Genomic DNA, 24301 nt, shown 5'->3' on the forward strand with positions numbered 1-24301 from the left:
TCCTTGAACTGCTAGTGTGCAGCCCACTCTATTGAGTCTAAATCAATACCGTCTTTGAACATTTCCCAAAGCGGTGACATGTCACGTAAATGGCCAATTGACTTTTTAATCAGGTCAATGGCGAAGTCAATTTCTTCTTCTGTAGTGAAGCGACCAAAGCTAAAACGAATTGAGCTGTGCGCCATTTCATCGTTTAAACCAAGTGCACGCAATACGTATGACGGCTCTAAACTTGCTGATGTACATGCAGAGCCTGATGATACGGCTAAGTCTTTTAATGCCATTATTAATGATTCGCCTTCAACAAAGTTGAAGCTAACATTTAAGTTACCTGGGTAACGTTTATCCGCATCACCGTTAATGAAGACTTGCTCCATATCGTTTAGGCCAGCCCATAAGCGATCACGCATTTTCGTTACGTGTGCTTCGTCTTGTTCTAATTCTTCTTTCGCGATTCTAAAGGCTTCACCCATACCAACGATTTGGTGAGTTGCTAATGTACCGCTGCGCATACCACGCTCATGACCACCACCGTGCATTTGCGCTTCAAGGCGAATACGAGGCTTACGACGAACGTAAAGTGCACCAATACCTTTAGGACCGTAAATTTTGTGTGCTGAAAACGACATTAAGTCAACTTTTAAGTGCTGTAAGTCAATTTTGATTTTACCGGCACTTTGCGCGGCATCAACGTGGAAAATAATTTTACGCGCACGACACATTTCGCCAATTTCGGCGATGTCTTGAATAACACCAATTTCGTTATTGACATGCATAATACTAACTAAAATGGTGTCTTCACGAATGGCATCATTCAATTTGTTTAAATCAATTAAGCCATTAGCTTCAGGATCTAGGTAGGTAACCTCAAAACCTTGACGTTCTAATTCACGACAAGTATCTAAAACGGCTTTATGCTCAGTTTTACAGGTAATAATGTGCTTACCTTTTTTGCTGTAAAAGTTTGCTGCGCCTTTAATAGCAAGGTTATTTGATTCAGTTGCCCCTGAGGTAATAACGATTTCACGCGGGTCAGCATTAATCAAGTCAGCCACTTGGTTACGAGCGATATCAACCGCTTCTTCAGCCTGCCAACCAAACTTGTGTGAACGTGATGCTGGGTTGCCATAAAAACCATCAGTAGTCATGTACTGCATCATTTTTTCAGCAACACGCTTATCTACTGGTGTTGTTGCCGAGTAATCAAAATAAATAGGAAGCTTCATTGATTAATAATCTCCAATTGAACAGGCAATTAATGCCAGTCGTTCATAATGTTGCGGGTGGTAATTAGTGTTTCTAACGACTGAGCCTTTTTCGCTTTTGCGCTGGCTTGATCTTGGCGTTGAGAGACTAATTTTACATTTCGTTGCTCGACGAGCTCGGCAAGTGAAATGCTACTTAAAAATTCTTCGATTCTATCGCTTAAATCTGACCATAAATAATGGGTTAAACATTGTTGGCCATCTTGGCAGTTGCCTTTACCACCACATTTAGTAGCATTGATGCTTTCATCAACCGCGTTGATTACATCTGCGACAGCGATTTGTGCTGAGCATTTACCTAAGCGATAACCGCCACCGGGGCCACGAATACTGTTAACGAGTCCATGTTTTCTTAGGCGTGAAAAAAGTTGCTCTAAATATGAAAGCGAGATGCCTTGGCGTTCGGAAATATCAGCTAGGGGAACAGGACCAGTAGCAGCATGAATAGCTACATCTAGCATCGCAGTTACAGCATAGCGCCCTTTAGACGTCAGTTTCATTTATTACCCCTATCAATTTGCTGCGCATTTTACATAACCTTGTAAAATAGTCAACTAAATACCCGAGTGATTTACTCAAGTATTCTACTAGGGATAAAAAATTAGTCAATAAAAAGGGCAAAATTTGAACCTATAATGCCCATAAGCAGGGATTATAAAACTATATTGTTGGGTCGAAAGACTCAGCGGCAGTTTCTCGTCGCTTCGCCGCGGCTTTCTCATCTTCATCAAATTCGCCAACACGTAATTCGGGTAAAGCTTCCTGACAAACTTCACCACCAAGTTGGTTAACTTCACGGCATAAGTCAGAAACTTTGTTGTCCATTAAATGCATATGATCTAACACTCGCCCAATTGCCTTAGCAACCGGATCCGGATTGTCTTCTGCTACAGCATAGGCATCAAAACCATATTTCTTGGCGACTTTTTCACGATTTTCGGCGGTGTCGTTATCTTTATTAGCGTTTACAATACGTCCTGGAATACCAACCGCCGTGGCATTGTCTGGTACATCTTTGACAACCACTGAGTTAGAGCCGACTTTACCATGGCTACCTATGGTAATAGGGCCTAATATTTTTGCGCCAGCACCAACAACAACATTATCTTTAAGTGTTGGATGACGTTTACCAGCATTCCAGCTCGTACCACCTAAGGTTACACCTTGATAAAGGGTAACATCATCACCTATTTCTGCCGTGCCGCCGATAACCACCCCCATACCATGGTCGATAAAGAATCGACGACCGACGGTTGCACCGGGGTGAATTTCAATACCGGTTAACCAACGAGAAAACGTAGATAAACTGCGTGCCAGCCACTTCCAATTGTTTTTCCATAGCTTATGGCTTAAGCGATGAAACCATATTGCATGCAAGCCCGGGTAATTAGTTAAGACTTCAAATACATTACGTGCAGCTGGGTCTCGGTCAAACACACTGGCAATATCTTCTTTCATGCGGCTAAACATACCACTTTCCTTAATTCTTGGTTTTCTAGCCGCAGGCTTACTATCTATTTACACCGGCGACTATAATTAATCAGCTTTTTCTTCTATTTTCGAGGCTTTGGCAGCGCGTTCAACAGAGGCCAAAATACCACGCATCATTTTCAATTCTTTAACATCGGGTCGTGCACGGTTAAACAATCTGCGCAGCTTAGTTAAGACTAACCCCGGGTGACTAGGCACAATAAAGCCTGTTGCCTTTAATGCATCTTCAAAGTGCTGATAAAAGCGCTCAGTTTCATCAACCACTGGATATTCTTCATCTTCACTTAAAGTAAACGCTTGTTGTTCATGTGCCAAAAAGCTAGTGCGAATTTCATAACTTAATGTTTGCACTGCCATGGCCAAATTCAATGAGCTATATTCTGGATTCGCTGGAATTTGCACATGAAAATGACATAGCTGTAATTCGTCATTAGTTAAACCACTACTTTCTCGACCGAATACCAAAGCAACAGGATACTCTTGTGCTTCTGCAATCATCTTTTCACCACAACCGCGCGGCTCAAGCATTGGCCAAGGTAAAGTACGTGAACGTGCACTAGTGCCAACAACTAAACCACAATCACTAATCGCCTCTTCAAGCGTAGCAACAACTTTGGCGTTTTTTAATACATCGGTTGCGCCAGCAGCTAATGCTTGCGCTTGACCGTTTGGCATTTCAATCGGGTCAACCAAAACAAGTTCACTTAAGCCCATTGTTTTCATCGCTCGAGCGGCTGAGCCAATATTACGACAATCTGAGGTATTAACGAGAACAATACGTACTTTACTTAACAAAGAATCTGACATTATCTACACTTACTTAATTTTTAGGCGGCAATTTACGACTATTGCTACCTATCTAGATGGCTAAAATTGTCGATAATGTTACCACAGAACATTATCCTTGTACTGAGAAAAAATCACGCCTTTTATATTTGTTTGCTAGTGTTTATCAATATGGATTAGTCCATTTACTTATAAGTAGCGTGAAAATAAGGAAAGTTTTGACCACTGCGCTATAACTTAATCACCATTAGAGAATGAATTTAACTTAGGTTAAATAACAGTGTCGCCAAAGCATATTTATTTTGCTATACTCTGCGCGCTTAATTTCAGGCTTACTTACACTGAAGTTAATTTCGTTCTTTTACATAGCTGTTTATGACATTTTACAACATATAGGGTAGTCGATAATGCATCCGATGCTAAATATTGCCGTGCGTTCTGCACGTGCTGCGGGCAAAGTAATTTTGCGCGCTTTTGAACAAGTAGATAAGATTGAGATTGAATCTAAGGGTACTAACGACTTCGTTACTAATGTTGATATAAGTGCTGAACTAGCTATCGTAGAAACGATACAAAAATCTTACCCAAATCACACCATCATTGGTGAAGAATGCGGTTTAATCGAAGGTAAAGACAGTGACTACCAATGGATTATTGATCCTCTAGATGGTACCAGTAACTTTATTAAAGGTATTCCTCATTTTGCCGTTTCAATTGCCTTAAAAGTTAAAGGTAAGTTGGACCAATCAGTTATTTACGATCCTATTCGTGGTGAGTTATTCACAGCGAGTCGTGGTAAAGGCGCTCAACTTAACGGTTTCCGTATTCGCGTAAAACAATCAAAAGAACTTAAAGGTGCTATTTTAGCAACAGGTTTCCCATTCAAACATAAGCAACACACCAATGCTTATTTCGACATGTTTAAAACCTTATTCGGTAAAACATCTGATATGCGTCGTGCTGGCTCTGCGGCACTAGATTTAGCATACGTCGCCGCTGGTCGTGTTGATGGTTACTTTGAAATTGGTTTGAAGCCTTGGGATACCGCTGCCGGTGAACTAATGGTGATTGAAGCTGGTGGCTTAGTTACTGATTTTGTTGGCGGTCATAATCACAGCAATTCTGGTAACATTGTGGCAAGTAGCCCACGCTTAGCAAAAGAAATCTTAAAAGATATTCGCCCTCATTTAGGTGAAGCACTTAGCAAGTAATTAACTGCTGATTACGCATCACTATTTAAAAGCGCCTATAGGCGCTTTTTTTATGCCTGTAAAATAAGAATTCATCTTAATTTTAGCCTTACTTTAAATGACGATTTTACAGAGAGAGGTAATGGTAGGAGTCATCAAGGGTCGATATTGGAAATGCACTAGCTCAGACGGAACTGACAATTGTTAATAATAGGATTGTGCTATATCAATAGGCGGCAACAAGCTCATAGTTGCCCATTGCAAGTCATTTTGAAATGCTAACTAATGCCACAGAGAAGACATTAGCTATTACTGCTAATTAAGTTAGATGAATTAGATTTTGTATTGAAAACTAACCATAATCACTTGTTATGTGTGATTTTTAAACTACTTTATCTATGAAGTTCCATTTTTTCACCTTCATAGCTAACCCTATCTATAGTTAGAACAAGTATTTTTTTCCTAATAAACAAAGAAATGAATTTGTCGTACATCCTAGAAATACTATTGAATAGCGGGCTAGGAAATGAATAAAGAATGCCACCATCCACACGAGTTTGTTTGTTTCTAGACTCTATACCCGTTGCAATCGACGGGGGTAGTTTTCTATTTTTACATGTTTTAGTTATTTCAGAAGAAATCGTTTCCCATGCACTATCAGTCTTTATTTCTTTACCGATGTTACCTTTAGCCAACTTTAAAACTACATCCTCGAAACTATCACGGCATACTTGTCCATTTTTTGCGATGCCGAATGACCATGACTTACAGGAGTTAGTAAATCCGCCATAAAAAGCAAAAGGGTCACTTCCTTTTGATACAGTTATATTTTTTGCTAGAGGTTCAGAACTCCGTGAAGTTTCATATAGATCAAACTCAGGCCAGTCCTCAAGTAATTTAAGCTCCTTACTTGTGGAATTGCATTTATTTTTACTAATCCTCCCAATAGGAACAATTGGATTCTTCTCAAAAGCCAATTTTGCCTGAATGACTAGAGAACGATGAGAGTACTGATGGACGCCTGATTTAACTTCATTACCATATGCATTGGTATGCCTATACTGAATAAACAAATCACCAATCTCAGTTTTATTAGTAATGATGTTCCCATTTATGTCTTTTTGTTGTTTAACGAAAGAAGCAAGGGGGATTTTATCGACCCATTGAAAATCTACGTATATTCTTTCAAAAGCACATTTCGCATTATATAAATCCAACTCAGTACTCAATTGTGATGCAATAGCTTCACCTAATTTCTCATCGAAAAGCTCGTATAAGGATGAGAGTTCACCATACTTTTTGTTTTTATATAGAGAACGTAAAACGGTTTGGATCAAACTCATATTGCTATATATTCCATTATTACTATACACATAACGCCTTGCTCAGCGGTGAGTTGAACTGTCACTTTTTTGCGGGTTTTGGCAAAAAAAGTGACAGTTTGACGAGTCCGTTGCAGCAACTTGTTATACCCACATTACATTAGTTGGATATATAATTTTTCCGTTATTGACCAACACACTACTCACGACACGAAAATATTCAGACAAAATTTTATGCAAGGTATGAATATCGCTTTGCATCTTTCCAACCCATTTTTTTCTTACCTTTTTATACTCAGTTATGAAAAGCGGTTTAATCACCGACCTAAAGTTTTCATCTTGTGATAGGGTCAATACGCTCAAGGTTGAAAGCCTATCTATCTCTTCATCGGTATATCTATTTTGATGAACATGGGCTCCACGAATATTCACGTAACCTTCAAATGATGAAGATACATTCTTATATAGTGGTTCAAATGCACATTTAATCTGATCAATATTACCTGATTTACGATATGCTCTTTCTAGCGTCGTTAAATATGCAATTAAGCGATTTTTAAGGATATATAGTTCATTCAAATAATTTTCAATATGATATTTAAGATAATCAAGACGTGAAATATTTTGCCTTGAATATGGGAAACTGGCTGAATAGACTGATATGTTTTCCAAGGCTTCCAAATTAGTAACAAGTTCAGATAACGGTTTAAACAGTTTAGAGAAAATAAACACCGATTTATCTTCTGGTCGTTTAGATATTATCCTTGTTCCATCAAGCCCCCACACTATATTGTTTAGAGCTTCAGCTAATTCTTTACGTGTTTCTTCACACCCGTCCTCAGGACTAGCAGCTGATTCCATCTCTGCCATTACTGATTCGAAGTATCCCTTAAAATTTCCCTCTAATTGCATTCTCTACCTCAGGGTACAACAGCTTACTTAAGAGGAAATAATCCTTGTTTAAATAAGGATTATTTCCTTCTTTCAAATTTATTTTTCATAACAATACTGAAATATACCAAATACATCAATAGATTAGGGTGGCATATGTAAAACCGCTTTGCTTGAAATTGAGAAATATTACTTTTTATTGGCAGAAACAAGGAATTCACTTCAACTGTATAGATACACATATGGGAAAAATTATACATACTCCCACGCAAAAGAAAATGACACGGTTTAGGATAACTGCCAATTCATTAGAAAATGTATGGAAAAATATTTAAAGTTAATGTCTCCAATGCGCACAAAGTGACCGTTAACAATTCAAAAATGAATACCACCAATAGTTACTTATTAGAAATTTTGTTGCAGCCAAGCGATTCTCTAGTAACTGCTCATTGCCAATGAGCACCTCTCAGCCATGTTTTCACAATGACGTTAAAACGTGCCGAAGATCTTAAGAAACATCACAGGGATAATTCGTCAAAATATTACGCTTACTTGAGGCTATGGAGTCATGTTCAAAAACATGAAGCTAAAAAAGCCAGCAAATGCTGGCTCCCTAAGTCGGTTATAGCGTGTTATTGCTAAAGCACACCACGCTCCATCTGGTTCAATTCAATCGATTTAAATAGCGCCGTAAAGTTACCTTCACCAAAACCTTTATCATCAACTCGTTGGATCATTTCAATAAAGATAGGACCAAAGATATTCTTTGTGAAAATTTGCAATAAGTAAGAGTTTTCTTTTTGACTATCAACTAGTACTTGGTGATCACGAATACGCTGTGGATCTTCTTTTACCCATGGAATACGATCAAATACATCATCGTAGTATTCAGGCACGATATTTAAGGTATCGATGATATTCTTATCTAGTTGGTCTAACGAACCAAGTAAGTCATCAGTAATAAACGCTAAATGCTGTACGCCTGGGCCGTTATACTCATCTAAATATTCATCAATTTGGTTATTCTTCTTGCCTTTACCTTCATTGATTGGAATACAGAAAGTGCCACAAGGTGACTGTAGCGCATATGAAATTAGTGCTGATTTCTCACCTTTGATATCAAAGTAGCGAACATCAGTAAAACCAAACACGCCTTTGTAGAAGTCTGCCCAGTGTTCCATAGTACCTTGATAGACATTGTTGGTAAGGTGATCAACTGCTAAGAAGCCTTTGTCTTTAACAATAACTGGCTCCGCAATATCTTCACAGTCATCTTGATAGATTGAACCTTTAGCGCCGAACTTATCAATAAAGTAGATTAAACTGTCACCGATACCGAAAATAGCTGGGTAAGGTAATTTATTCTCGGCATCTTGTGCTGATTTTGCACCACGCGCTACCGCTTGCTCAAAAGCAAATTCGGCATCTTCAACACGCCAGCCCATTGAACAAATAGCCGGGCCATGGCTTTTCGCAAATTCGCGAGAAAAACCTGCTTGTTCATTGTTTAAGAAAAAGTGGATATCGTTTTGATTAAAGTAGTCAATATCACGACCTTTGAATTTTTTAGTTTTAGAAAAACCAAAACCATAAAACGCATTTTCCATAAAGTCTGAATCTGGTGACGCATATTCAATAAATTCGATACCACGTAAATTAAGTGGGTTTGTTACTTCTGTCATAGTTAATTCTCTCGCTCTAGCAATAGAGCGATTATTACCGCGAATTCTTTGTAGAGGAAGTGAATGAAGAAACCGACAATTTTTGCGGCGTAAAACTATTTTTACGTATAAATCAGGTAAATTTTAAGCGACTCTGATCCAGCCTATATAAGGCAGCGCTCAGCGATGTAACAATTTATTTACAGCTATTTTTCACCACAAAGAATCGCTCAGATAAGCCCCATTAAAAGCGTTAAGTTAAGTTCTATTGAATTAGCTATCTTTGCTGAGCCTGCGAGCTTTTGCACTTAAACAATAGAAAGTGCTAGTCATAAAAAAACGCCAACTCTAGTTAAGAGTTGGCGTTTTTAGCAAATTATTTACGTAAAAACTAGTTAGTACGTTGTTCTTTACGTGGACGAGATGAGCGCTCTGCAGGAGCCGCTTGGCTATCAGAAACCGTGATTTCTAATGCTTGACGACGAACACGTACACGCTTTAATTGCTTAAATGACTTATCAGGCATACCTTTTGGTAACTGCACGAAACTATGCTTGTCATGTAAGTTGATAGCGCCAATGTAGCTGCTGTCTAATGATATTTCATTAGCGATTGCGCCAACGATATCACCAGGGCGTGCGCCATGCTCTTTACCTACTTCTAGGCGGTATGTTTGCCAATCAACGTCAGAACGCGCTACTTTTGCTTTACGCGGTGCACGTTCAGCACGGTTTTCATTGCGTCCGCGTTCATTACGACCACTACGACTGTCGTTACGGCCACGACCATCGCGATCATTTCGCTCACGCGCTTCACGACGAGGCTTAGGATCTTCTTTCGGTTGAAGCGGTTGCTTTAACTGCTTTTGGTAAAGTAAAGCTGCAGCTAAATCAGTCATTGAAAGCTCAGACTCATTGGCCATTGCTTCAATAATTTCACGCATTGCCGTTAATTCTTTATCAGCAACAACGCTAGATAGTTCATTGCGAGTGCGTTCAATACGTGCTTTACCAATTTCTTGAATATTTGGTAGGTCGTACATTTCAACCTTACCCGAAGTCAAACGCTCATAATGACGTAATGAGTACATTTCACGAGGGCGAACAAATGAAATTGACGTACCACTACGGCCAGCACGACCTGTACGACCGATACGGTGAACATATGCTTCGTTATCGCCTGGTAAATCATAGTTAATAACTAATGAAATACGTGGAATATCTAAACCACGAGCAACAACATCAGTAGCAACAAGAATTGATGAAACGCCTGATTTAAGTTGATCAACTGTGCGTTCACGCTGCGCTTGGTTCATATCACCATTTAAAGCAACAGATGCATAGCCAGCACGCTCTAATTTTTCTGCAACCTCGATAGTATCATTACGAGTACGCACGAAAATGATCATGGCATCATAATCAACGGTTTCTGCAATACGCTCTAAAGCAGTCATTTTATTAATGCCGCTAACTTTCCATGCGTATTGGGTAATATTAGCTTTTGCTTTTTTCACTGCAGCAACTTTAATATGCTCAGGCTCTTTCAAAAAGCGATTGGCGACTTTGCGAATTTGCGGAGGCATAGTTGCTGAAAACAATGCCATTTGAGTTTCTTTTGGTAAATGTTCAAGGATCCACTCAATATCTTCTAAAAAGCCCATGTTTAACATTTCATCAGCTTCATCAAGCACACAAAATGATAAGTTAGCTAACTTCAAGCTTTTACGACGTAAGTGATCCATTAAACGACCAGGTGTGCCAACAACAACCTGTGCACCACGTTCTAACTGCTGAAATTGTGGTTGGTAAGATTGACCACCGTATAAAGTAGCTACACGAAGTCCTTTCATATCTTTAGCAAAAGTTTCAATTGCTTCTGCAACTTGAATCGCTAGTTCACGTGTTGGTGCTAACACCATTAATTGTGGCTTACGTAAAGTAACATCAATTTTTGCCAATGCAGGCAAGCCAAATGCTGCAGTTTTTCCGGTACCTGTTTGTGCTTCACCAAGTACATCTTTACCTGCCAATAATGGAGGAATTGTTTGTGCTTGAATTGCAGTAGATGATTCAAAACCTAGTGCTTTTACAGCAGATACTAAGTTTTCAGGCAAACCAAGGGTGTCAAAGCCTACAGAGGCATTGTTAAGATCAGTCATATAAATTTTGTCTTCTCATGGTAGAAACCGGCAAAACGCCAAAATTCCTACGTACATATACGAGGAAACCACCAGGAAGACTTAAGGCACATTCGGTACGTTAACGTTGAACAGTTAACTGGGCAAGTCTATTGGGCGGATATACCCCACTCATTTAAATTTTCCGTGATTAAAGTCATTTACAGAATAAATTCGCATCGCAATCACAGAGGCGCGCATTATACAGATGCTTGTTCTTTATACAAGCATTAAAGCCATTTTCATGCAATTTAATGGCAAAAACAGCCTTTTCATTACAAAAAAGGCTGTTTTACGGTTTAATACAAATTATGGCACAAAATAATCACAGTGATTTTTTTGCTAGGTTAGTAACTTTAGTTCAACCGCACTTAGCTATCAATTTCAAAACCGCCCTTGACTTTTTTCACTCGTAAACCACCTGAGCCGCTATCCAATATTTTTAAGCCACCGGCTTGCTCAACGTCTATATCACCTGAGCCATCATCAATAGTAACCACACCATCAACTTTCCTAACGGTTAAATCGCCAGAGCCATCTTCAAATATCGCGCTACCCGATATCTCTTTTGCATAGATACTGCCTGAGCCGTCATCAATATCGACATTACCGTCAATCTCGCTTAATTCGATGCTACCAGAGCCGTCAACAATAGTGACATTACCAACAACCTCACTAACATATAAGCCGCCAGAGCCATCATTAATCGTCACATCACTTTTAATGCCTTTAACGGTAAGTTCGCCTGAGCCGTCTCTAACATCAACCGCGCCGTCAATATTACTGATGCTAATTGCACCAGAGCCATCATCAAGAGTTAACATCATATGACTTGGTACGGTAATTTTCAGGTCAATATGCGGAGAGTCACCTTGCCAAAAACCACTGGTACTTTTCATTTTTGACACTAAAAATGCCGTTTTTCCTGATTCACTTAACTCCAGTTGATAATTATCACTGTTGCGCTTATCAGTATAAATATCGGCAACGACTCTAATTTCAGAAACATGATCAGAGCCAGAAATAACCAAAGATCCCGCCCCCGCTTCAACGTCGAAAGCCGTTAATGTCGCAGCATCAATATGTAGCTCTTGTTGACTATGATGGTTTGCATGTGAAGGATTGGCAACAACAATACAACCGCTTAAGAATGCTGCGCTAGTGGCAAAAAGTAATGATGAAGTTAATTTCATTGGTCTATTTCCTTGTTAAAACACAATTATTTTTATTTTCTTAACAAGATTAAACAAAAATCACGCCAACAAAACAAACTTTTTATAATCAAAGACTTAACAAAATAGACACAAAAACAACAAAGTCAAATCTCTATAATTTGGCGAAATAAACAATTTATTAGTAAAAATTATTTAACTTTGCTCACAAAATCATAAATTGGCTAAGCACATCCGGAAAAATTCCCAGTACCAATCCAATAACAATAAAGCTATAAACAAGTATGCGCTCTAAGATTGGGCTTCTATGCTGTTTAGCACCTTCTTGAGCATCATCATCTGAGTAAAATAAGGTAAAAATAATTGGTAAGTAGTACGCTAAGCCAATACCACTACCGACAATTAAGCTAATAATTAGCCACCAAGCATGGCCAATTGTTGCTTGACTTAAAATATAAAACTTACCGATAAAGCCCATGGTTAATGGAATGCCTGCTAAGCTCAATACCGCAAGAATAACAAGAAATGCCTGACTTTTTGATCGCCAAAATAGTCCTTTTAAATCGCTCAGTAGCAGGTCTTCCTTAAAATGAGATAATTGTTTCTCACTCCCCAAACATTGTGACTGCAATGACGCCATCACCATAAATATCGAAATATTGGCGACAACATAAGCACTCAAGTAAAACAATACACTTTGCCAAGTAAACGCTAAACTTTCATTTGATATTACAATCACCACGATCAGCAAATATCCCATGTGCGCAATAGATGAATAACCAATAAGCCGTTTTAAGTTTTGTTGCTTCAATGCCAGCACATTACCTAACAGCATCGAAGCAATAGCTAATATCATTAATAACAATTGCACATTGCTATGCAACATATAGTTCTGCGCCACGATACATTTAACGAATACCACAAACATTGCCACTTTTGAGACCGTCGCCATCAGCAAAGTTACCGGCGTCGGTGCCCCCTGATAAACATCAGGCGTCCAAAAATGAAATGGTGCCAACGAAAGCTTAAAGGCAATGCCAGAAATAAAAAGTAAAATGCCTAACTCAAAAAACAAACGTAAGTTCTGTTGGTGATATATCGGGTTTGGCAAGTTCGCATCAAAGCTCATATTGCCCGCCACACTATAAATAAAGGCAATTCCCAATAACATAAAGCTCGATGCTGTCGCACTTAGCACTAAATATTTAAAGCCACTTTCAACGCTATAATGGCTTTCACGGTGATAGCCCACTAGGCCAACCAAACTAATACTCAGCAGTTCAAAGCCTAGAAATAGGCTAGCGAAGTGGTTGCTTGTCACTAATACGCCAGCCCCAAGCACTAATAACATCAATAGCAGATAATATTCATCGTGCACCTCAATATGTGCTTTTAAGAATTGATGACTCATCTGCAAAGAAACCAGCGCTGATATCAGCACTAAACTAAAGGAAAAAGTACTGTAGCCATCAACTTTTAATAATTGTGTCACGGCGGTTGGTTGAGTGACTAATAAACTCATGTTTGCAATCAGCGCAACCAAGATAACCGCGCCAGTAAATAATGCTATGGTGCGTTGCGAACGTCGCCATGCTACCAGTAATAACGCCAAGGTAATGCCAAACGCAATAATCAACTGTGGTAAAATGGCTTGAATGATTTCTACATTAAGTGAAGCTTGTGAATGAGCAGTTGATAATAGCATCGCCTCACACTCCAAATGAAAATTTAAGTAATAAGTTCGGATACAAACCTATTGCCAACAGCATTAAAAATAGCGAGCCACAAATAACTAGCTCTCTATGCCCTAAATCGACAATTTCTTGTTTAGCCTGCCCCTGAAAGCTAGATTGAAATAGCACCATGCCATAAATGGCTGAGCCTATAAGCCCAAAGGCCGCAATAACCGCAAATACTGGCATCACTTGAAATACCCCAACTAGACTAAAGAATTCGCCGATAAAATTGGCTAAACCAGGTAAGCCAAATGCAGCTCCGGCAAACGCTAAAGCAAAACCGCCCATGCGTGGTGCACTTTGCCAAAAACCACCCATATCAGCTAAGTTACGGCTATGAATACGTTGATAAATCATCCCTGCCATTGAGAACAGTGCAGCACTGCTCAAGCCATGGGCAATCATAGTAATAATTGCCCCTTGATAAGCGATAGTGTTAAAGGCAAATAATGCCAACATAACAAAGCCCATATGACTAATACTGCTGTAAGCCACCAAACGTTTAAAATCTTGTTGAGCAAAAGCCATTTTCGCACCGTAAATAATACTGATCACAGCTAACGTTGCGGCAATAGGCGCAAATTGTGCACTGGCTTGTGGAAATAGAAAGATAACAAAGCGAATAAGGCCATAAGCCCCAGTCTTTAATAGTACACCTGCCAACAGGACACTGCCCGCAGTTGGCGCTTGAGTATGGGCGTCGGGTAACCAACTATGCACAGGCACCGAAGGTAACTTAACCGCAAAAGCAATAAAAAAGCCCAACATCAAATATTGAGTCATGGAAAGAGGCATATCTAGCGCTAGCCAGTCAAGGTAGTAAAAACTTAGTTCGCCGGTTTTCAGCAGGTGAAAATAACCGGTAGCAATAATCGCCACTAACATTAACAAACTACTCAGCTGTGTAAAGATGAAAAATTTTATTGCGGCAAAATGACGATTTTCATGACCCCATATCGCAATGATGGCGGTCATAGGTAGTAACATGACCTCCCAAAAGAAAAAGAACAAAAACATATCAACAGCGACAAAAACCCCGATAATGCCAGCTATGGTTGCTAATAAATTAAAATAATAAAAGCCAGCTTTGTGCTTGATTTCTCGCCATGATACCAAAACGCAAATAATCGCTAACAACCAAGTCAAGGCAATTAGCACTATGCTAAGTTGGTCTAGTGCAATGCTGTATTCAACACTAAAAGTTTGAATCCAACTCACCCGTGTTAATACTTGCAGTGTCTCAAAGCTACTGTCATAGCTAACAACAAAAATAGTGAATACTGTCGCCAATAGGGCAATTACCGTCAGCGCCAGCCACTTTGCACAACCTTGCCATTGCTCTTCCAGCAACCAAGCAAAAGCCCCCGCCACAAGCAACGCCAACATGATAAAAGTTAGTGTCATAAGATACTCACTCCTACTAACACGAATATCGACAGACCAAATGCCGCCAAATACCAACGTAAACTACCGTTTTGTATTACTGCCAATACGTCATGCCATAAGCCAACATACCAAGCAGTCGACATTATGGTTTGGTCAACTAAATCACCACGATTTAACTTGGCAAGTAGTTGATAAGGTTTCACCAATAAAGCGCTATAAAGGCTATCAAAACCTAAACCATTGCGACAAAAAATAGCGAAACTATGCTCGCTGGCCTTTATTTCAATAGGTTGATTGGAAGCTAGACGATAGTTTTTAAAATAAAACCACGAAAATATAATACCAATAAATGGTGTAGCAATAGCAACCGTATGCAGCCATGCCGGTTCACCCGTCACCGTCATCTCAATTAACTTAGCCCTTTCAAAAACCTGATTAAGGTCAAGAGAAATTAACCCTCCAAACAATGATAATAACGCCAATATTACCAAAGCAGTGCGCATTACAGTCGCTTGCTCAATATCAAGGTTTTCAGTGAAACGTTCTCGTCCCAGAAATGCTAAAAAGAATAATCGGCAACTATAAATACTGGTAACTAATGCGCCAATGATCGCGCACCACCATAATGCTGGCCCCGCAGTATCTGACGGCCACAGCTGCGCTATGATTGCTTCTTTGGAAAAGAAACCGGAAGTCCCCGGCAGCGCCATCAAACAAATTAAACCGACAACAAATAGTGCACTTTCAAACGGTAGGCGTTTTAATAATCCGCCCATCTTAAAAAGATTTTGCTGATGATGTAGCGCTAAAATAACCGCGCCAGCAGTTAAAAAAAGTAGTGCTTTAAAAAATGCATGGGTCATTAAATGAAAAACCCCTGCCGACCAAGCTCCGGCTCCCAGCGCCAGCATCATATAGCCGATTTGACTCATGGTTGAGTATGCCAATACCCGTTTAATATCCGTTTGTGCTAGTGCCGCAAAGCCAGCTAACAACAACGTAATAGCACCGAGCCAAGCAACGTAACTCATCACTTCGGGTGCAAAAACAAAAACACCGTGCATACGAGCAATTAAGTAAACACCGGCAGTGACCATAGTGGCGGCATGAATTAGTGCACTAACCGGTGTTGGCCCAGCCATGGCATCGGGTAGCCAAGTTTGTAGTGGGAGTTGAGCCGATTTCCCGACAGCACCGCCGAGTAACAATAAGGCAATCCAGTAAATATTCGATAATTGTTGTTCACTAAAGCTAGCGTCAGACAGGCTTATTTGCTGAATCAAAGCAGTTATTTCTTCAATATTTAATTGCCCAAAACTACTAAAAAGTAAGAACAAGCCTATCGCCATTGAAGTGTCACCAATACGGGTAACAATAAAGGCTTTTCTTGCCGCTAAAACGTTGTTTTTTTCTTGATACCAAAAACCAATCAACAAGAAACTACACAAACCAACACCTTCCCAGCCTAAATACAGTAGTACTAAGTTGTCGGCTAAAACTAATATCAGCATGGCAACGATAAACAAGTTCATATAAGCCATAAAGCGGGCAAAGTTTGCATCATCTTTCATATAAGCGGCAGCAAATAAATGAATCAAAAAGCCAACACCACTTACAACACTGATCATAACCGCAGAAAGGCCATCAAGATAAAAACTGACATTGACCTCAGCAACCCCTTGCGAACTAATTAAATTAAACCAATGCCATAAATTAACGCTGATAAATTGACTTTGACTTGCTGACAATTCCAGCACTAATAAAGCGCTCACTAAAGCCGTAAGCCCCATAGCACCAACACTAATAAAACTGGCCACTTGCCATGACAAGCGTTTGGAAAAAGTAATAAGTAATAAAAAACTAACTAAAGGATAAAAAGGTAAGCTGGCTAATAGCACGATTTATCCCCTCATCTCATTAAGTACATCGATATCTAAACAGCGATATTTCTTTTGCATACGTATCAGTAACGCTAACCCTACGGCCACTTCAGCGGCAGCTAAGGTCAAAATCAAAATGAACATCACTTGCCCGTCTGCTTGTTGCCACACGCTACCTGCGCCAATAAACGCTACACCAACAGCATTAAGCATCACCTCTAGGCTCATTAAAATGAATAGCGTGTTTTTTCTCGCGACAACACCGATAAAACCAATAGAGAAAAGTAAACTCGACAATATAAGCACATGAAATAATGGGATAGTGGTCATAACTGGCTCCCTTGTACTTCAGGTTTTGCGTAATGATAACCAGCGAGTAATCCAGCAAGTAATAAGAAAGAGGCGATTTCCACAGCCAGTAAATAAGGGCCATACAGCATAATGCCGACAGCTTTTGAACTGACCACATTAGCCTGCAATGTTTGTTGCATTTGGCCATTATTGATAATAACAACCAATTCAATAAGTAAAGCAAACGCCAATAACATAGCACCAAACATATTCGCGACACTTTTACTCTGCGGCGCATTAGCAGTTTCGTCTTTACCTAAACCAAACATCAAAACTGCAAAAACAAACAGCACCAGTATTGCACCAGCATAAACAATAACTTCTAAGCCGGCGGCAAACGGAGCCCCCATTAAATAAAAGCACACCGCCACGGCAAGTAGAGACACCACCAGATACAACAAAGCATGGACGGTATTATTACCAGTTACCACTTTTAAACTGGCAATTACAGCCACCGCAGCAGCAAGGTAAAACAAACTATCAATTGTTGCTAAACTAGCAAGCATAATGCTCCTCCCCATACTTATGACGGTAATGTAAATTCTTATTGATACGACTCATGGCATTAATCCTTTAACGTCAATTGGTGGCCTTTCCTGCTCAGCTTCACCTTTCCCCTTGCCGGCAATAACAATGCCTGACTGTTGATAAAAACTGTAATCAGGATATTTTCCCGGTCCATTAATCAACAAATGTTCTTTTTCATAAACGAGGTTTTGTCGATCATATTCAGCGAGCTCAACATCTGGCGTTAATTGAATGGCATAAGTTGGACACGCTTCTTCACAAAAGCCACATAAAATGCACCGAGAAAAGTTGATACGAAAAAAGTCTGCTCTTTTGCGCCCATCGTCATCAACCACTTGTTGTAAAGCGATACAATCGACCGGACAGGCCACTGCGCACAAATTACAGGCGACACAACGCTCTTCACCACTAGGGTCGCGAGTTAAGACAATACGACCTCGATAACGTGGTGCTAGGTAAGGTTTTTGCTCTGGATATTGCACGGTATCGGCTTTGGTAAAGGTATGTTTAAGTACCAACCACATGGTTCTCAATTGACTGATCAATAGCGAATTCTTTAACGATATTTTGCTCATTACAGCACTCCCGTTAAACGTAGTAACGCAGTGGCTATTAAGTTTACTAAGGCCAGTGGCAACATCACCATCCAGCCAAATTTCAACAGTTGGTCAAAACGCGGCCTAGGTAATGACGTTCTCAACAGCACAAAGAACATTACAAAGCACATTACTTTCAAGACAAACCAAACCAGAGGCGGTAGCCAAGCAGATAATGGCTCTGGCATTAACCAACCACCAAAAAACAGTACCACTGACATTGCCGAAATCAGCGTTACACCTAAATACTCACCAAGAAAAAACAATGCAAATTTTAACCCTGAGTACTCAGTATGAAAGCCTGCGGTCAATTCTGTTTCCGCTTCAGGCAAATCGAATGGCAAACGATGACTTTCTGCAATGCCAGCCACTAAAAAGATAAAAAAACCAACAAATTGTGACTGAATTAACCAGCCATCAGCCTGAGCTAACACTATTTCTCGTAAATTAAATGTCCCCGTTAACAACACTACGCCCATCACAGACAACCCCATAAAAACTTCATAACTTACGGTTTGTGCTGCTGCTCTCATACCTCCTAGCAAAGCATACTTAGAATTTGAAGCCCAACCCGCCAGCACCACGCTATATACCGCTAGCGATGCCATGGCGAGGAAAAATAGCAAACCAATATTTAAGTCAGAAACACCAATATCAGGAGAAAATGGCACGACAGCAAAGCTCATTAACACACAAATGGCACCTATGATTGGTGCTAAGGTAAAGACTAGACGGTCGCTAAAGGGTGGGATCCAATCTTCCTTGCCGAGAATTTTTAATAAGTCAGCGAAAGATTGTAAAATACCAAACGGTCCCACACGGTTAGGCCCGTGGCGATCTTGCCAAATACCAATCATTCTGCGCTCAACCCAAACTAGCATTGCCGCCATAGGGATCAGTAAAGCAATAATGATGGTGATTTCAAATAACTTCCATAGCATTTCAGGCATCATTCAACCCTCCTGAAACTAGTCGAATGGGAATAAATTGATCGTTTTGTTTAAGCCTCGCTAATACTGCCTTTTTGCTTTCTTCAGCGGCTAATATTGCATCATTGTATTGGCTTAAATAATCCGTAATCTCTTGATCGCCAGCGGCCATTATCTTCATTTCAAGTTGCTGGCTTAAAGACTGGCAAAGAGGAAAATTGCCAAAAACTAACGACTTCGATAAGTTAGCTAACACTTGTACTTGGCAAATCACCGTTTGGCTGGCTAACTGCATTTTTTCATTGGTGGCAGAAAATACCACTTTGCACCATTGTCGAGGGGTTACCGCCAATTTGACGGCAGTGTCACTATTAATAAAAAGTTGATTACTTTGTTTAAGCATCTGAAATTCTGGCGTCATCGCCGCTTGCCATTCATCGATATAGATATTTTTTTGTTGCACATAACTTAAGTTAGAACACGCTTGATTTGATACCTGACTACTTTTTTCAGGTGTCGTTGAACGCCATCGCGAACATTTACTAAACGCCGATGAACCACTGATAAATTGTGCTTGCGCTTGCTGCAATAAAGGCCCGTTTATCTGCTCTTGATATTGGCCTATCGCTTGATTTGAATTCCAACCCGGCGCCCAAACAAAAGGCAATTCATTGCTCTGTTTAAGCGATGAACCTTCCATCGAGAAACGATACACATCATCAAGTTTTTGCGTGGTTTTCCTCTCATGTACACTAATATTAGCCATCTGCGACGTTCTACCGCTTGCTCGATGAGGCATTCTCGCAATGGGCTTTTCAACCTTGGAGTTATCTAGACCTTTGATTAATGCTGACCAAAGGGAAAAATGTTGATTAAAAAATTGATGTAATTGCCCAAGAGATTGACAACTTTCCTGTTTAGGCACAGTGCTCACTTGGTCATTAGCAATAATTTTTACACCTAAGGTGTCTGCAATATTGTCGAGCCAGCGCCAACTTTCTTGTATTGGTAATATTGGTGGGTGTACTTGTGTAAATTTTTGGACTCGACCTTGGTAATTAATGTAATGGCCATCTCCTTCACTCACTGCGGCAACAGGTAAGACAATATCGGCAAGTTCAGTCAATCTATTCTCGCTATGATCAAGCACTATGATGTTGTCTACACTTGCGCGTAATGTTTGTATCTGATTTGCTGAACAGTTTGAAAGCTCTTGTTCTAGAAGAATTATCCCGTCGATATTGGCGTCTGATTGATTTAACCTAACCAATATCTGTTCAATCGATAACGAATGTTCATCAAGTAACGAGAGCAAGCCAACACTATTGCTCGCAGGTGGCACTATAATTAGCTTAGCTTGGCCACCGCCACTTTTGCTCATTTCACTTTGCTGCTCAATACACCGCATTAATTGCGCAATATTTTCCAAGAGTTGAGCATTGATTAAACTGGTGCCTGAAATAATTAGCGGCTGCTTAGCATGACTAAGCCCTCGATAAACAGCAGTAATAAAGTTTTGTTCTGCTGCACTTAATAGCTCAAGCCCTTCATCTTCTCTCGCAAAAATTTCACTAAGCTGTTGCTCAACTTCTTCGATATCGCCAAGTCGTATAAATTTTTCCAATAATCGTAAACACAAAGAGATACGCTCAACCGGCAATAATAGTGCTTGCTCTGCAACATCATCGAGTTTTGTTGTGGTGCTGTGTAAGGAAAATAATGGTGACAATAAGTTACCGCCGACGGTTCTTACAGCACTGTCTTGCCACGATGGAATGCCGATTGATGAGGCTTTTTCAATCGCGGCATTGCGCAGTGCCTGTCGTACCGAAAGTGCCATTCTTGGAGCTGTTTGGGTAATATCTTCGCCAACAATGAACACAAAATCACTAGTTTCTATTTCCGCCAAACTGGCAGGTGTAGCAAACTCTAGAATACGAGCATGCTGCGCGGCAACACACATTTCACTATTGTTATAGCCCGCAGAAAAATTGCTATCGCCAACAATGCTTTTTAAATAAAAATTTGCTTCAAGAGACGCCCGAGCAGAGCCAATACCAATAAAACTTTTTAATCTAAAATGTGAAAATGCTTTCGCAACATCAAGCTTTGATAGTTGCAATGGCGATTGCTGAGCTATACCTTTGACATGCTGGATCCGCTGCTGACCATTAACAAAGCCAATACCAAAGCGGCCACGATCACAAAGAAAATAACCGTTTAACTCTGAATTATATCGGTTCATTACTCGGCGAACTGAACCATAACGCTCGCCAATACTAATATTGCACCCTACCGAACAATGGCTGCACACTGAAGGAGCTGATTGTAAATCCCACTTACGAGTATAGTGAGCAGAAAAAACCTTATTGGTAAAAACACCCGTTGGGCACACTTCCACTAAGTTACCACTAAATTCACTTTCTAAGGCGCCGTCACTTTGACGACCAAAATACACTTGGTTTTTAGAGCCATAAACGCCAAAGTCTTTACCGCCGGCATAGTCATTATAAAACCGCGTACAACGATAACAGGTGATACAACGATTCATTTCATGACCAACGAGCTCACCTAAATATTGATTAGTAAAGGTTCGTTTTGTGCCTTGATACTCACGGGCACTATGTCCTGTCATCACCGTCATATCTTGTAAGTGACACTCACCGCCTTCAGCACAAACCGGACAATCATGAGGATGATTGGTCATCATGGCAGCAATTATTTGTTCACGAAACTCACTTGCATAAGGGTTATTGATGCTAATACGCATACCATCGGTTACTGGTGTTGTACACGCCATCACCAATCGGCCTCTTTGGTCATTTTCATCTTGAAATTGTGTCACAGCACATTGCCGACAGGCACCAACTGAGCCCATTGATGGATGCCAACAAAAATAAGGTAAGTTTAATTTTTGCGATAACACCCCCGCCAGCAAATTATCTTCGCTACTAACTTGATAAGGCTGATCATCAATAAAAATAGTCACGGTATTTTTATTCATGTTATTGGCCTCCCTGCCCATATTCGCTTGAGCTAACTTGCTGTGCAGTGCTTGAGCCATTAGCCATAGCTACTTGCGTGCGTTTAGCTAATCCTTCAGGATTATAGCGACAACAGCCTTGGTCAATATGCTGTTGAAAATCGTCATGAAAATATTTCAGAGCACTTCTTAGTGGCTCAACAGCACCAGGGGCTAGCGCACAATGAGTTTTACCAATCCACATAAAGTCACATAGTTTGTTAAGGGTATCTAAATCGGCTATTTTGCCATGGCCATTTTCTATGCGCGTTAATACTTCTACCGCCCAGGGCGTGCCATCACGACAAGGTGTACACCAACCACAAGACTCTTGCGCAAAAAAGCGCATTAAATTGAGCACCATAGCGACAGGGCAATTTTTGTCATCAAGGACAATCAAGCCGCCGGTACCTAAACGACTGCCAACCTTAGCAATAGAGTCGTAATCCATCGGCGTATCTAAATGTTCATCAACAAGAAAGTCAGTCGATGCCCCACCGGGTAATAAACCCCGAAACTTTAAACCGTCTTGCATACCGCCAGCATGTTGAAATAACACTTCACGCAAGGTTGGTCCCATAGGTAGTTCCCACAAACCTGGTGTTTTCACTCGCCCGCAAGCGCCATAAATTTTGCTACCAGCATCACTGTTTGGCGCTATCGCTTGAAACCAGTCAACACCATTTTTTAAAATATGCGGTAAATTAGATAGGGTTTCGACATTATTGACGATAGTTGGCTTGCCAAATAGTCCGGCAACTTGTGGAAATGGTGGCTTGGCACGAGGGTTAGCGCGTTTGCCTTCAAGGGCATTAATTAACGCGGTTTCTTCACCACAAATATAACGACCCGCACTGCAATGAACGTATAAGTCTAGTGAATAGCGACTACCCTGAATATTCTCTCCTAGCCAATTATTTTCGTAAGCTTCATCAATTGCCTGCTGCAAACGCTTGGCAGCTAAATGGTATTCTCCGCGCAGAAAAATATAAGCTTTATTTGCACCTATGGTGTAACCAGCGATAATCATAGCTTCCACTAATTGATGTGGAATGCCTTCAAGCAGTAGTCGATCTTTAAAAGTACCAGGTTCCATTTCATCAGCATTTGCGACTAAATATTTATTATCAGGCGCATTTTCGTCATCATCAGCAAACATAGGGACGAAACTCCATTTCATTCCTGTGGGAAAACCCGCCCCTCCTCGTCCTTTTAATCCTGAGCTTTTAACTATTTCTAAAACTTCATTGGGGGTACGCTGTAAAACAGCATTTTTTGCCCCTTGATAACCACCATGTTGGCAGTAATCAGCGAATCCCAACGGTTGCTGTAAGTTAACCCATTCAGTGAGTGGACGAGTACTACTTGAAACAAAGGCCTCTTTCATCAGTTCAGCTCCTTGTTAGCAAGTTGCTGCAATATGGTAATGGCGCTTGCTGGTGTTAAGTTTTCGTAATGTTGCTCACCAATCATCATCACAGGAGCTTTATCACAGCCCCCCAAGCAGGCGTTAGACAATAAAGTAAATTTACCATCGGCAGTGGTTTGGCCGTAATCAATTTGTAAATGTTGCTTAATGGCCAACAGGACATTGTTCATATCAGTTAAATGACACGCAATGCTGTCGCAAAGATGAATTACATGTTCACCAACCGCTTGTCGGTAAATTAAGTTATAGAAGGTCGCGACGCCTTCGAGTTGCGCAACTGGCATCGCCAACAAATCACTAATGGCATATAGACTATCATCACTCACCCAGCCTCGATGCGCTTGCACAACTTTCAGCGCTTCAATACCTGCTGCTTCACGGGTTTCCATAATACTGGCCTCGTGCTCAATGGCCGCAATTTCTTCTGCCGTTAGGTAATGTTGATAATCAATAGTAATTGTCTCGATTGTTTCCATAACTATCTCTTTGT

Annotated in this window: 20 protein-coding genes; 1 reads left to right on the forward strand and 19 read right to left on the reverse strand. The window is 40.4% G+C overall.

Going from position 1 to position 24301, the window contains the following annotated elements; all coding sequences use genetic code 11:
* Window positions 1-11: 11 nt before the first annotated feature.
* The 4 genes from AC27JP_RS02235 to trmJ all read right to left on the reverse strand — a co-directional run bounded on the left by AC27JP_RS02235 (window position 12) and on the right by trmJ (window position 3551).
* Window positions 12-1226: an IscS subfamily cysteine desulfurase gene (locus tag AC27JP_RS02235; RefSeq protein ID WP_487111810.1), complete on the reverse strand. Its 1215-nt coding sequence runs from the start codon at window positions 1224-1226 to the stop codon at window positions 12-14.
* Between the two features lie 29 nt (window positions 1227-1255).
* A complete protein-coding gene (gene iscR, locus AC27JP_RS02240) occupies window positions 1256-1765 on the reverse strand; it encodes a Fe-S cluster assembly transcriptional regulator IscR (protein WP_487111811.1) in 510 nt (169 codons plus the stop codon).
* Between the two features lie 160 nt (window positions 1766-1925).
* Window positions 1926-2735 carry a serine O-acetyltransferase gene (cysE, locus tag AC27JP_RS02245; protein WP_487111812.1) on the reverse strand — a complete coding sequence of 270 codons (810 nt, stop codon included), beginning with the start codon at window positions 2733-2735 and terminating at the stop codon, window positions 1926-1928.
* 66 nt (window positions 2736-2801) lie between these two features.
* Complete coding sequence (gene trmJ / locus AC27JP_RS02250) at window positions 2802-3551, reverse strand: tRNA (cytosine(32)/uridine(32)-2'-O)-methyltransferase TrmJ (protein WP_487113418.1); 750 nt, start codon at window positions 3549-3551, stop codon at window positions 2802-2804.
* A 398-nt stretch (window positions 3552-3949) separates the two neighbouring features.
* Between trmJ and suhB the strand changes: the two genes are divergently transcribed.
* Entirely contained in the window at window positions 3950-4753 is an 804-nt protein-coding gene (suhB, locus tag AC27JP_RS02255; protein WP_487111813.1) for an inositol-1-monophosphatase, read from the forward strand.
* Between the two features lie 371 nt (window positions 4754-5124).
* Here the strand turns inward: suhB and AC27JP_RS02260 are convergent, their stop codons facing one another.
* The 15 genes from AC27JP_RS02260 to nuoE all read right to left on the reverse strand — a co-directional run bounded on the left by AC27JP_RS02260 (window position 5125) and on the right by nuoE (window position 24287).
* The gene (locus AC27JP_RS02260; protein ID WP_487111814.1) at window positions 5125-6075 is read right to left on the reverse strand and encodes a hypothetical protein; all 951 of its coding nucleotides are present in this window, start codon (window positions 6073-6075) and stop codon (window positions 5125-5127) included.
* Window positions 6076-6198: 123 nt separating this feature from the next.
* Complete coding sequence (locus AC27JP_RS02265) at window positions 6199-6966, reverse strand: hypothetical protein (RefSeq protein ID WP_487111815.1); 768 nt, start codon at window positions 6964-6966, stop codon at window positions 6199-6201.
* 617 nt (window positions 6967-7583) lie between these two features.
* Complete coding sequence (gene hppD, locus AC27JP_RS02270) at window positions 7584-8627, reverse strand: 4-hydroxyphenylpyruvate dioxygenase (RefSeq protein ID WP_487111816.1); 1044 nt, start codon at window positions 8625-8627, stop codon at window positions 7584-7586.
* A 370-nt stretch (window positions 8628-8997) separates the two neighbouring features.
* Complete coding sequence (locus AC27JP_RS02275; RefSeq protein ID WP_487111817.1) at window positions 8998-10764, reverse strand: DEAD/DEAH box helicase; 1767 nt, start codon at window positions 10762-10764, stop codon at window positions 8998-9000.
* A 389-nt stretch (window positions 10765-11153) separates the two neighbouring features.
* Window positions 11154-11975 carry a DUF4097 family beta strand repeat-containing protein gene (locus AC27JP_RS02280; RefSeq protein WP_487111818.1) on the reverse strand — a complete coding sequence of 274 codons (822 nt, stop codon included), beginning with the start codon at window positions 11973-11975 and terminating at the stop codon, window positions 11154-11156.
* A gap of 184 nt (window positions 11976-12159) precedes the next feature.
* Window positions 12160-13659 carry an NADH-quinone oxidoreductase subunit N gene (locus tag AC27JP_RS02285; RefSeq protein ID WP_487111819.1) on the reverse strand — a complete coding sequence of 500 codons (1500 nt, stop codon included), beginning with the start codon at window positions 13657-13659 and terminating at the stop codon, window positions 12160-12162.
* A gap of 4 nt (window positions 13660-13663) precedes the next feature.
* Complete coding sequence (locus tag AC27JP_RS02290) at window positions 13664-15094, reverse strand: complex I subunit 4 family protein (RefSeq protein ID WP_487111820.1); 1431 nt, start codon at window positions 15092-15094, stop codon at window positions 13664-13666.
* Window positions 15091-16974, reverse strand: a complete 1884-nt coding sequence (nuoL, locus tag AC27JP_RS02295) for an NADH-quinone oxidoreductase subunit L (protein WP_487111821.1) — start codon at window positions 16972-16974, stop codon at window positions 15091-15093. Before nuoL ends, AC27JP_RS02290 begins: the two co-directional genes overlap by 4 nt.
* 3 nt (window positions 16975-16977) lie before the next feature.
* Window positions 16978-17286, reverse strand: a complete 309-nt coding sequence (nuoK, locus tag AC27JP_RS02300; RefSeq protein ID WP_487111822.1) for an NADH-quinone oxidoreductase subunit NuoK — start codon at window positions 17284-17286, stop codon at window positions 16978-16980.
* Window positions 17283-17813: an NADH-quinone oxidoreductase subunit J gene (nuoJ, locus tag AC27JP_RS02305; RefSeq protein ID WP_487111823.1), complete on the reverse strand. Its 531-nt coding sequence runs from the start codon at window positions 17811-17813 to the stop codon at window positions 17283-17285. Before nuoJ ends, nuoK begins: the two co-directional genes overlap by 4 nt.
* Window positions 17814-17864: 51 nt before the next feature.
* Complete coding sequence (gene nuoI / locus AC27JP_RS02310) at window positions 17865-18410, reverse strand: NADH-quinone oxidoreductase subunit NuoI (RefSeq protein WP_487111824.1); 546 nt, start codon at window positions 18408-18410, stop codon at window positions 17865-17867.
* Entirely contained in the window at window positions 18410-19384 is a 975-nt protein-coding gene (gene nuoH, locus AC27JP_RS02315; RefSeq protein ID WP_487111825.1) for an NADH-quinone oxidoreductase subunit NuoH, read from the reverse strand. Before nuoH ends, nuoI begins: the two co-directional genes overlap by 1 nt.
* Window positions 19374-22364: an NADH-quinone oxidoreductase subunit NuoG gene (nuoG, locus tag AC27JP_RS02320; RefSeq protein ID WP_487111826.1), complete on the reverse strand. Its 2991-nt coding sequence runs from the start codon at window positions 22362-22364 to the stop codon at window positions 19374-19376. The genes nuoH and nuoG overlap by 11 nt, the downstream gene beginning before the upstream one ends.
* A gap of 1 nt (window position 22365) precedes the next feature.
* Entirely contained in the window at window positions 22366-23769 is a 1404-nt protein-coding gene (nuoF, locus tag AC27JP_RS02325) for an NADH-quinone oxidoreductase subunit NuoF (protein WP_487111827.1), read from the reverse strand.
* On the reverse strand, window positions 23769-24287 hold the full coding sequence (nuoE, locus tag AC27JP_RS02330) for an NADH-quinone oxidoreductase subunit NuoE (protein ID WP_487111828.1): 519 nt from the start codon (window positions 24285-24287) through the stop codon (window positions 23769-23771). Before nuoE ends, nuoF begins: the two co-directional genes overlap by 1 nt.
* Window positions 24288-24301: the final 14 nt, after the last annotated feature.

The sequence above is a fragment of the Colwellia sp. SU-HH01172 genome (assembly GCF_057553355.1).

Excerpts from the sequence above, each read along its gene's own strand:
- AC27JP_RS02235 (WP_487111810.1), bottom strand. The coding sequence starts at position 1,226 with ATGAAGCTTCCTATTTATTTTGATTACTCGGCAACAACACCAGTAGAT.
- iscR (WP_487111811.1), bottom strand. The coding sequence starts at position 1,765 with ATGAAACTGACGTCTAAAGGGCGCTATGCTGTAACTGCGATGCTAGAT.
- cysE (WP_487111812.1), bottom strand. The coding sequence starts at position 2,735 with ATGTTTAGCCGCATGAAAGAAGATATTGCCAGTGTGTTTGACCGAGAC.
- suhB (WP_487111813.1), top strand. The coding sequence starts at position 3,950 with ATGCATCCGATGCTAAATATTGCCGTGCGTTCTGCACGTGCTGCGGGC.
- AC27JP_RS02260 (WP_487111814.1), bottom strand. The coding sequence starts at position 6,075 with ATGAGTTTGATCCAAACCGTTTTACGTTCTCTATATAAAAACAAAAAG.
- AC27JP_RS02265 (WP_487111815.1), bottom strand. The coding sequence starts at position 6,966 with ATGCAATTAGAGGGAAATTTTAAGGGATACTTCGAATCAGTAATGGCA.
- hppD (WP_487111816.1), bottom strand. The coding sequence starts at position 8,627 with ATGACAGAAGTAACAAACCCACTTAATTTACGTGGTATCGAATTTATT.
- AC27JP_RS02275 (WP_487111817.1), bottom strand. The coding sequence starts at position 10,764 with ATGACTGATCTTAACAATGCCTCTGTAGGCTTTGACACCCTTGGTTTG.
- AC27JP_RS02280 (WP_487111818.1), bottom strand. The coding sequence starts at position 11,975 with ATGAAATTAACTTCATCATTACTTTTTGCCACTAGCGCAGCATTCTTA.
- AC27JP_RS02285 (WP_487111819.1), bottom strand. The coding sequence starts at position 13,659 with ATGCTATTATCAACTGCTCATTCACAAGCTTCACTTAATGTAGAAATC.
- AC27JP_RS02290 (WP_487111820.1), bottom strand. The coding sequence starts at position 15,094 with ATGACACTAACTTTTATCATGTTGGCGTTGCTTGTGGCGGGGGCTTTT.
- nuoK (WP_487111822.1), bottom strand. The coding sequence starts at position 17,286 with ATGACCACTATCCCATTATTTCATGTGCTTATATTGTCGAGTTTACTT.
- nuoJ (WP_487111823.1), bottom strand. The coding sequence starts at position 17,813 with ATGCTTGCTAGTTTAGCAACAATTGATAGTTTGTTTTACCTTGCTGCT.
- nuoI (WP_487111824.1), bottom strand. The coding sequence starts at position 18,410 with ATGAGCAAAATATCGTTAAAGAATTCGCTATTGATCAGTCAATTGAGA.
- nuoH (WP_487111825.1), bottom strand. The coding sequence starts at position 19,384 with ATGATGCCTGAAATGCTATGGAAGTTATTTGAAATCACCATCATTATT.
- nuoG (WP_487111826.1), bottom strand. The coding sequence starts at position 22,364 with ATGAATAAAAATACCGTGACTATTTTTATTGATGATCAGCCTTATCAA.
- nuoF (WP_487111827.1), bottom strand. The coding sequence starts at position 23,769 with ATGAAAGAGGCCTTTGTTTCAAGTAGTACTCGTCCACTCACTGAATGG.
- nuoE (WP_487111828.1), bottom strand. The coding sequence starts at position 24,287 with ATGGAAACAATCGAGACAATTACTATTGATTATCAACATTACCTAACG.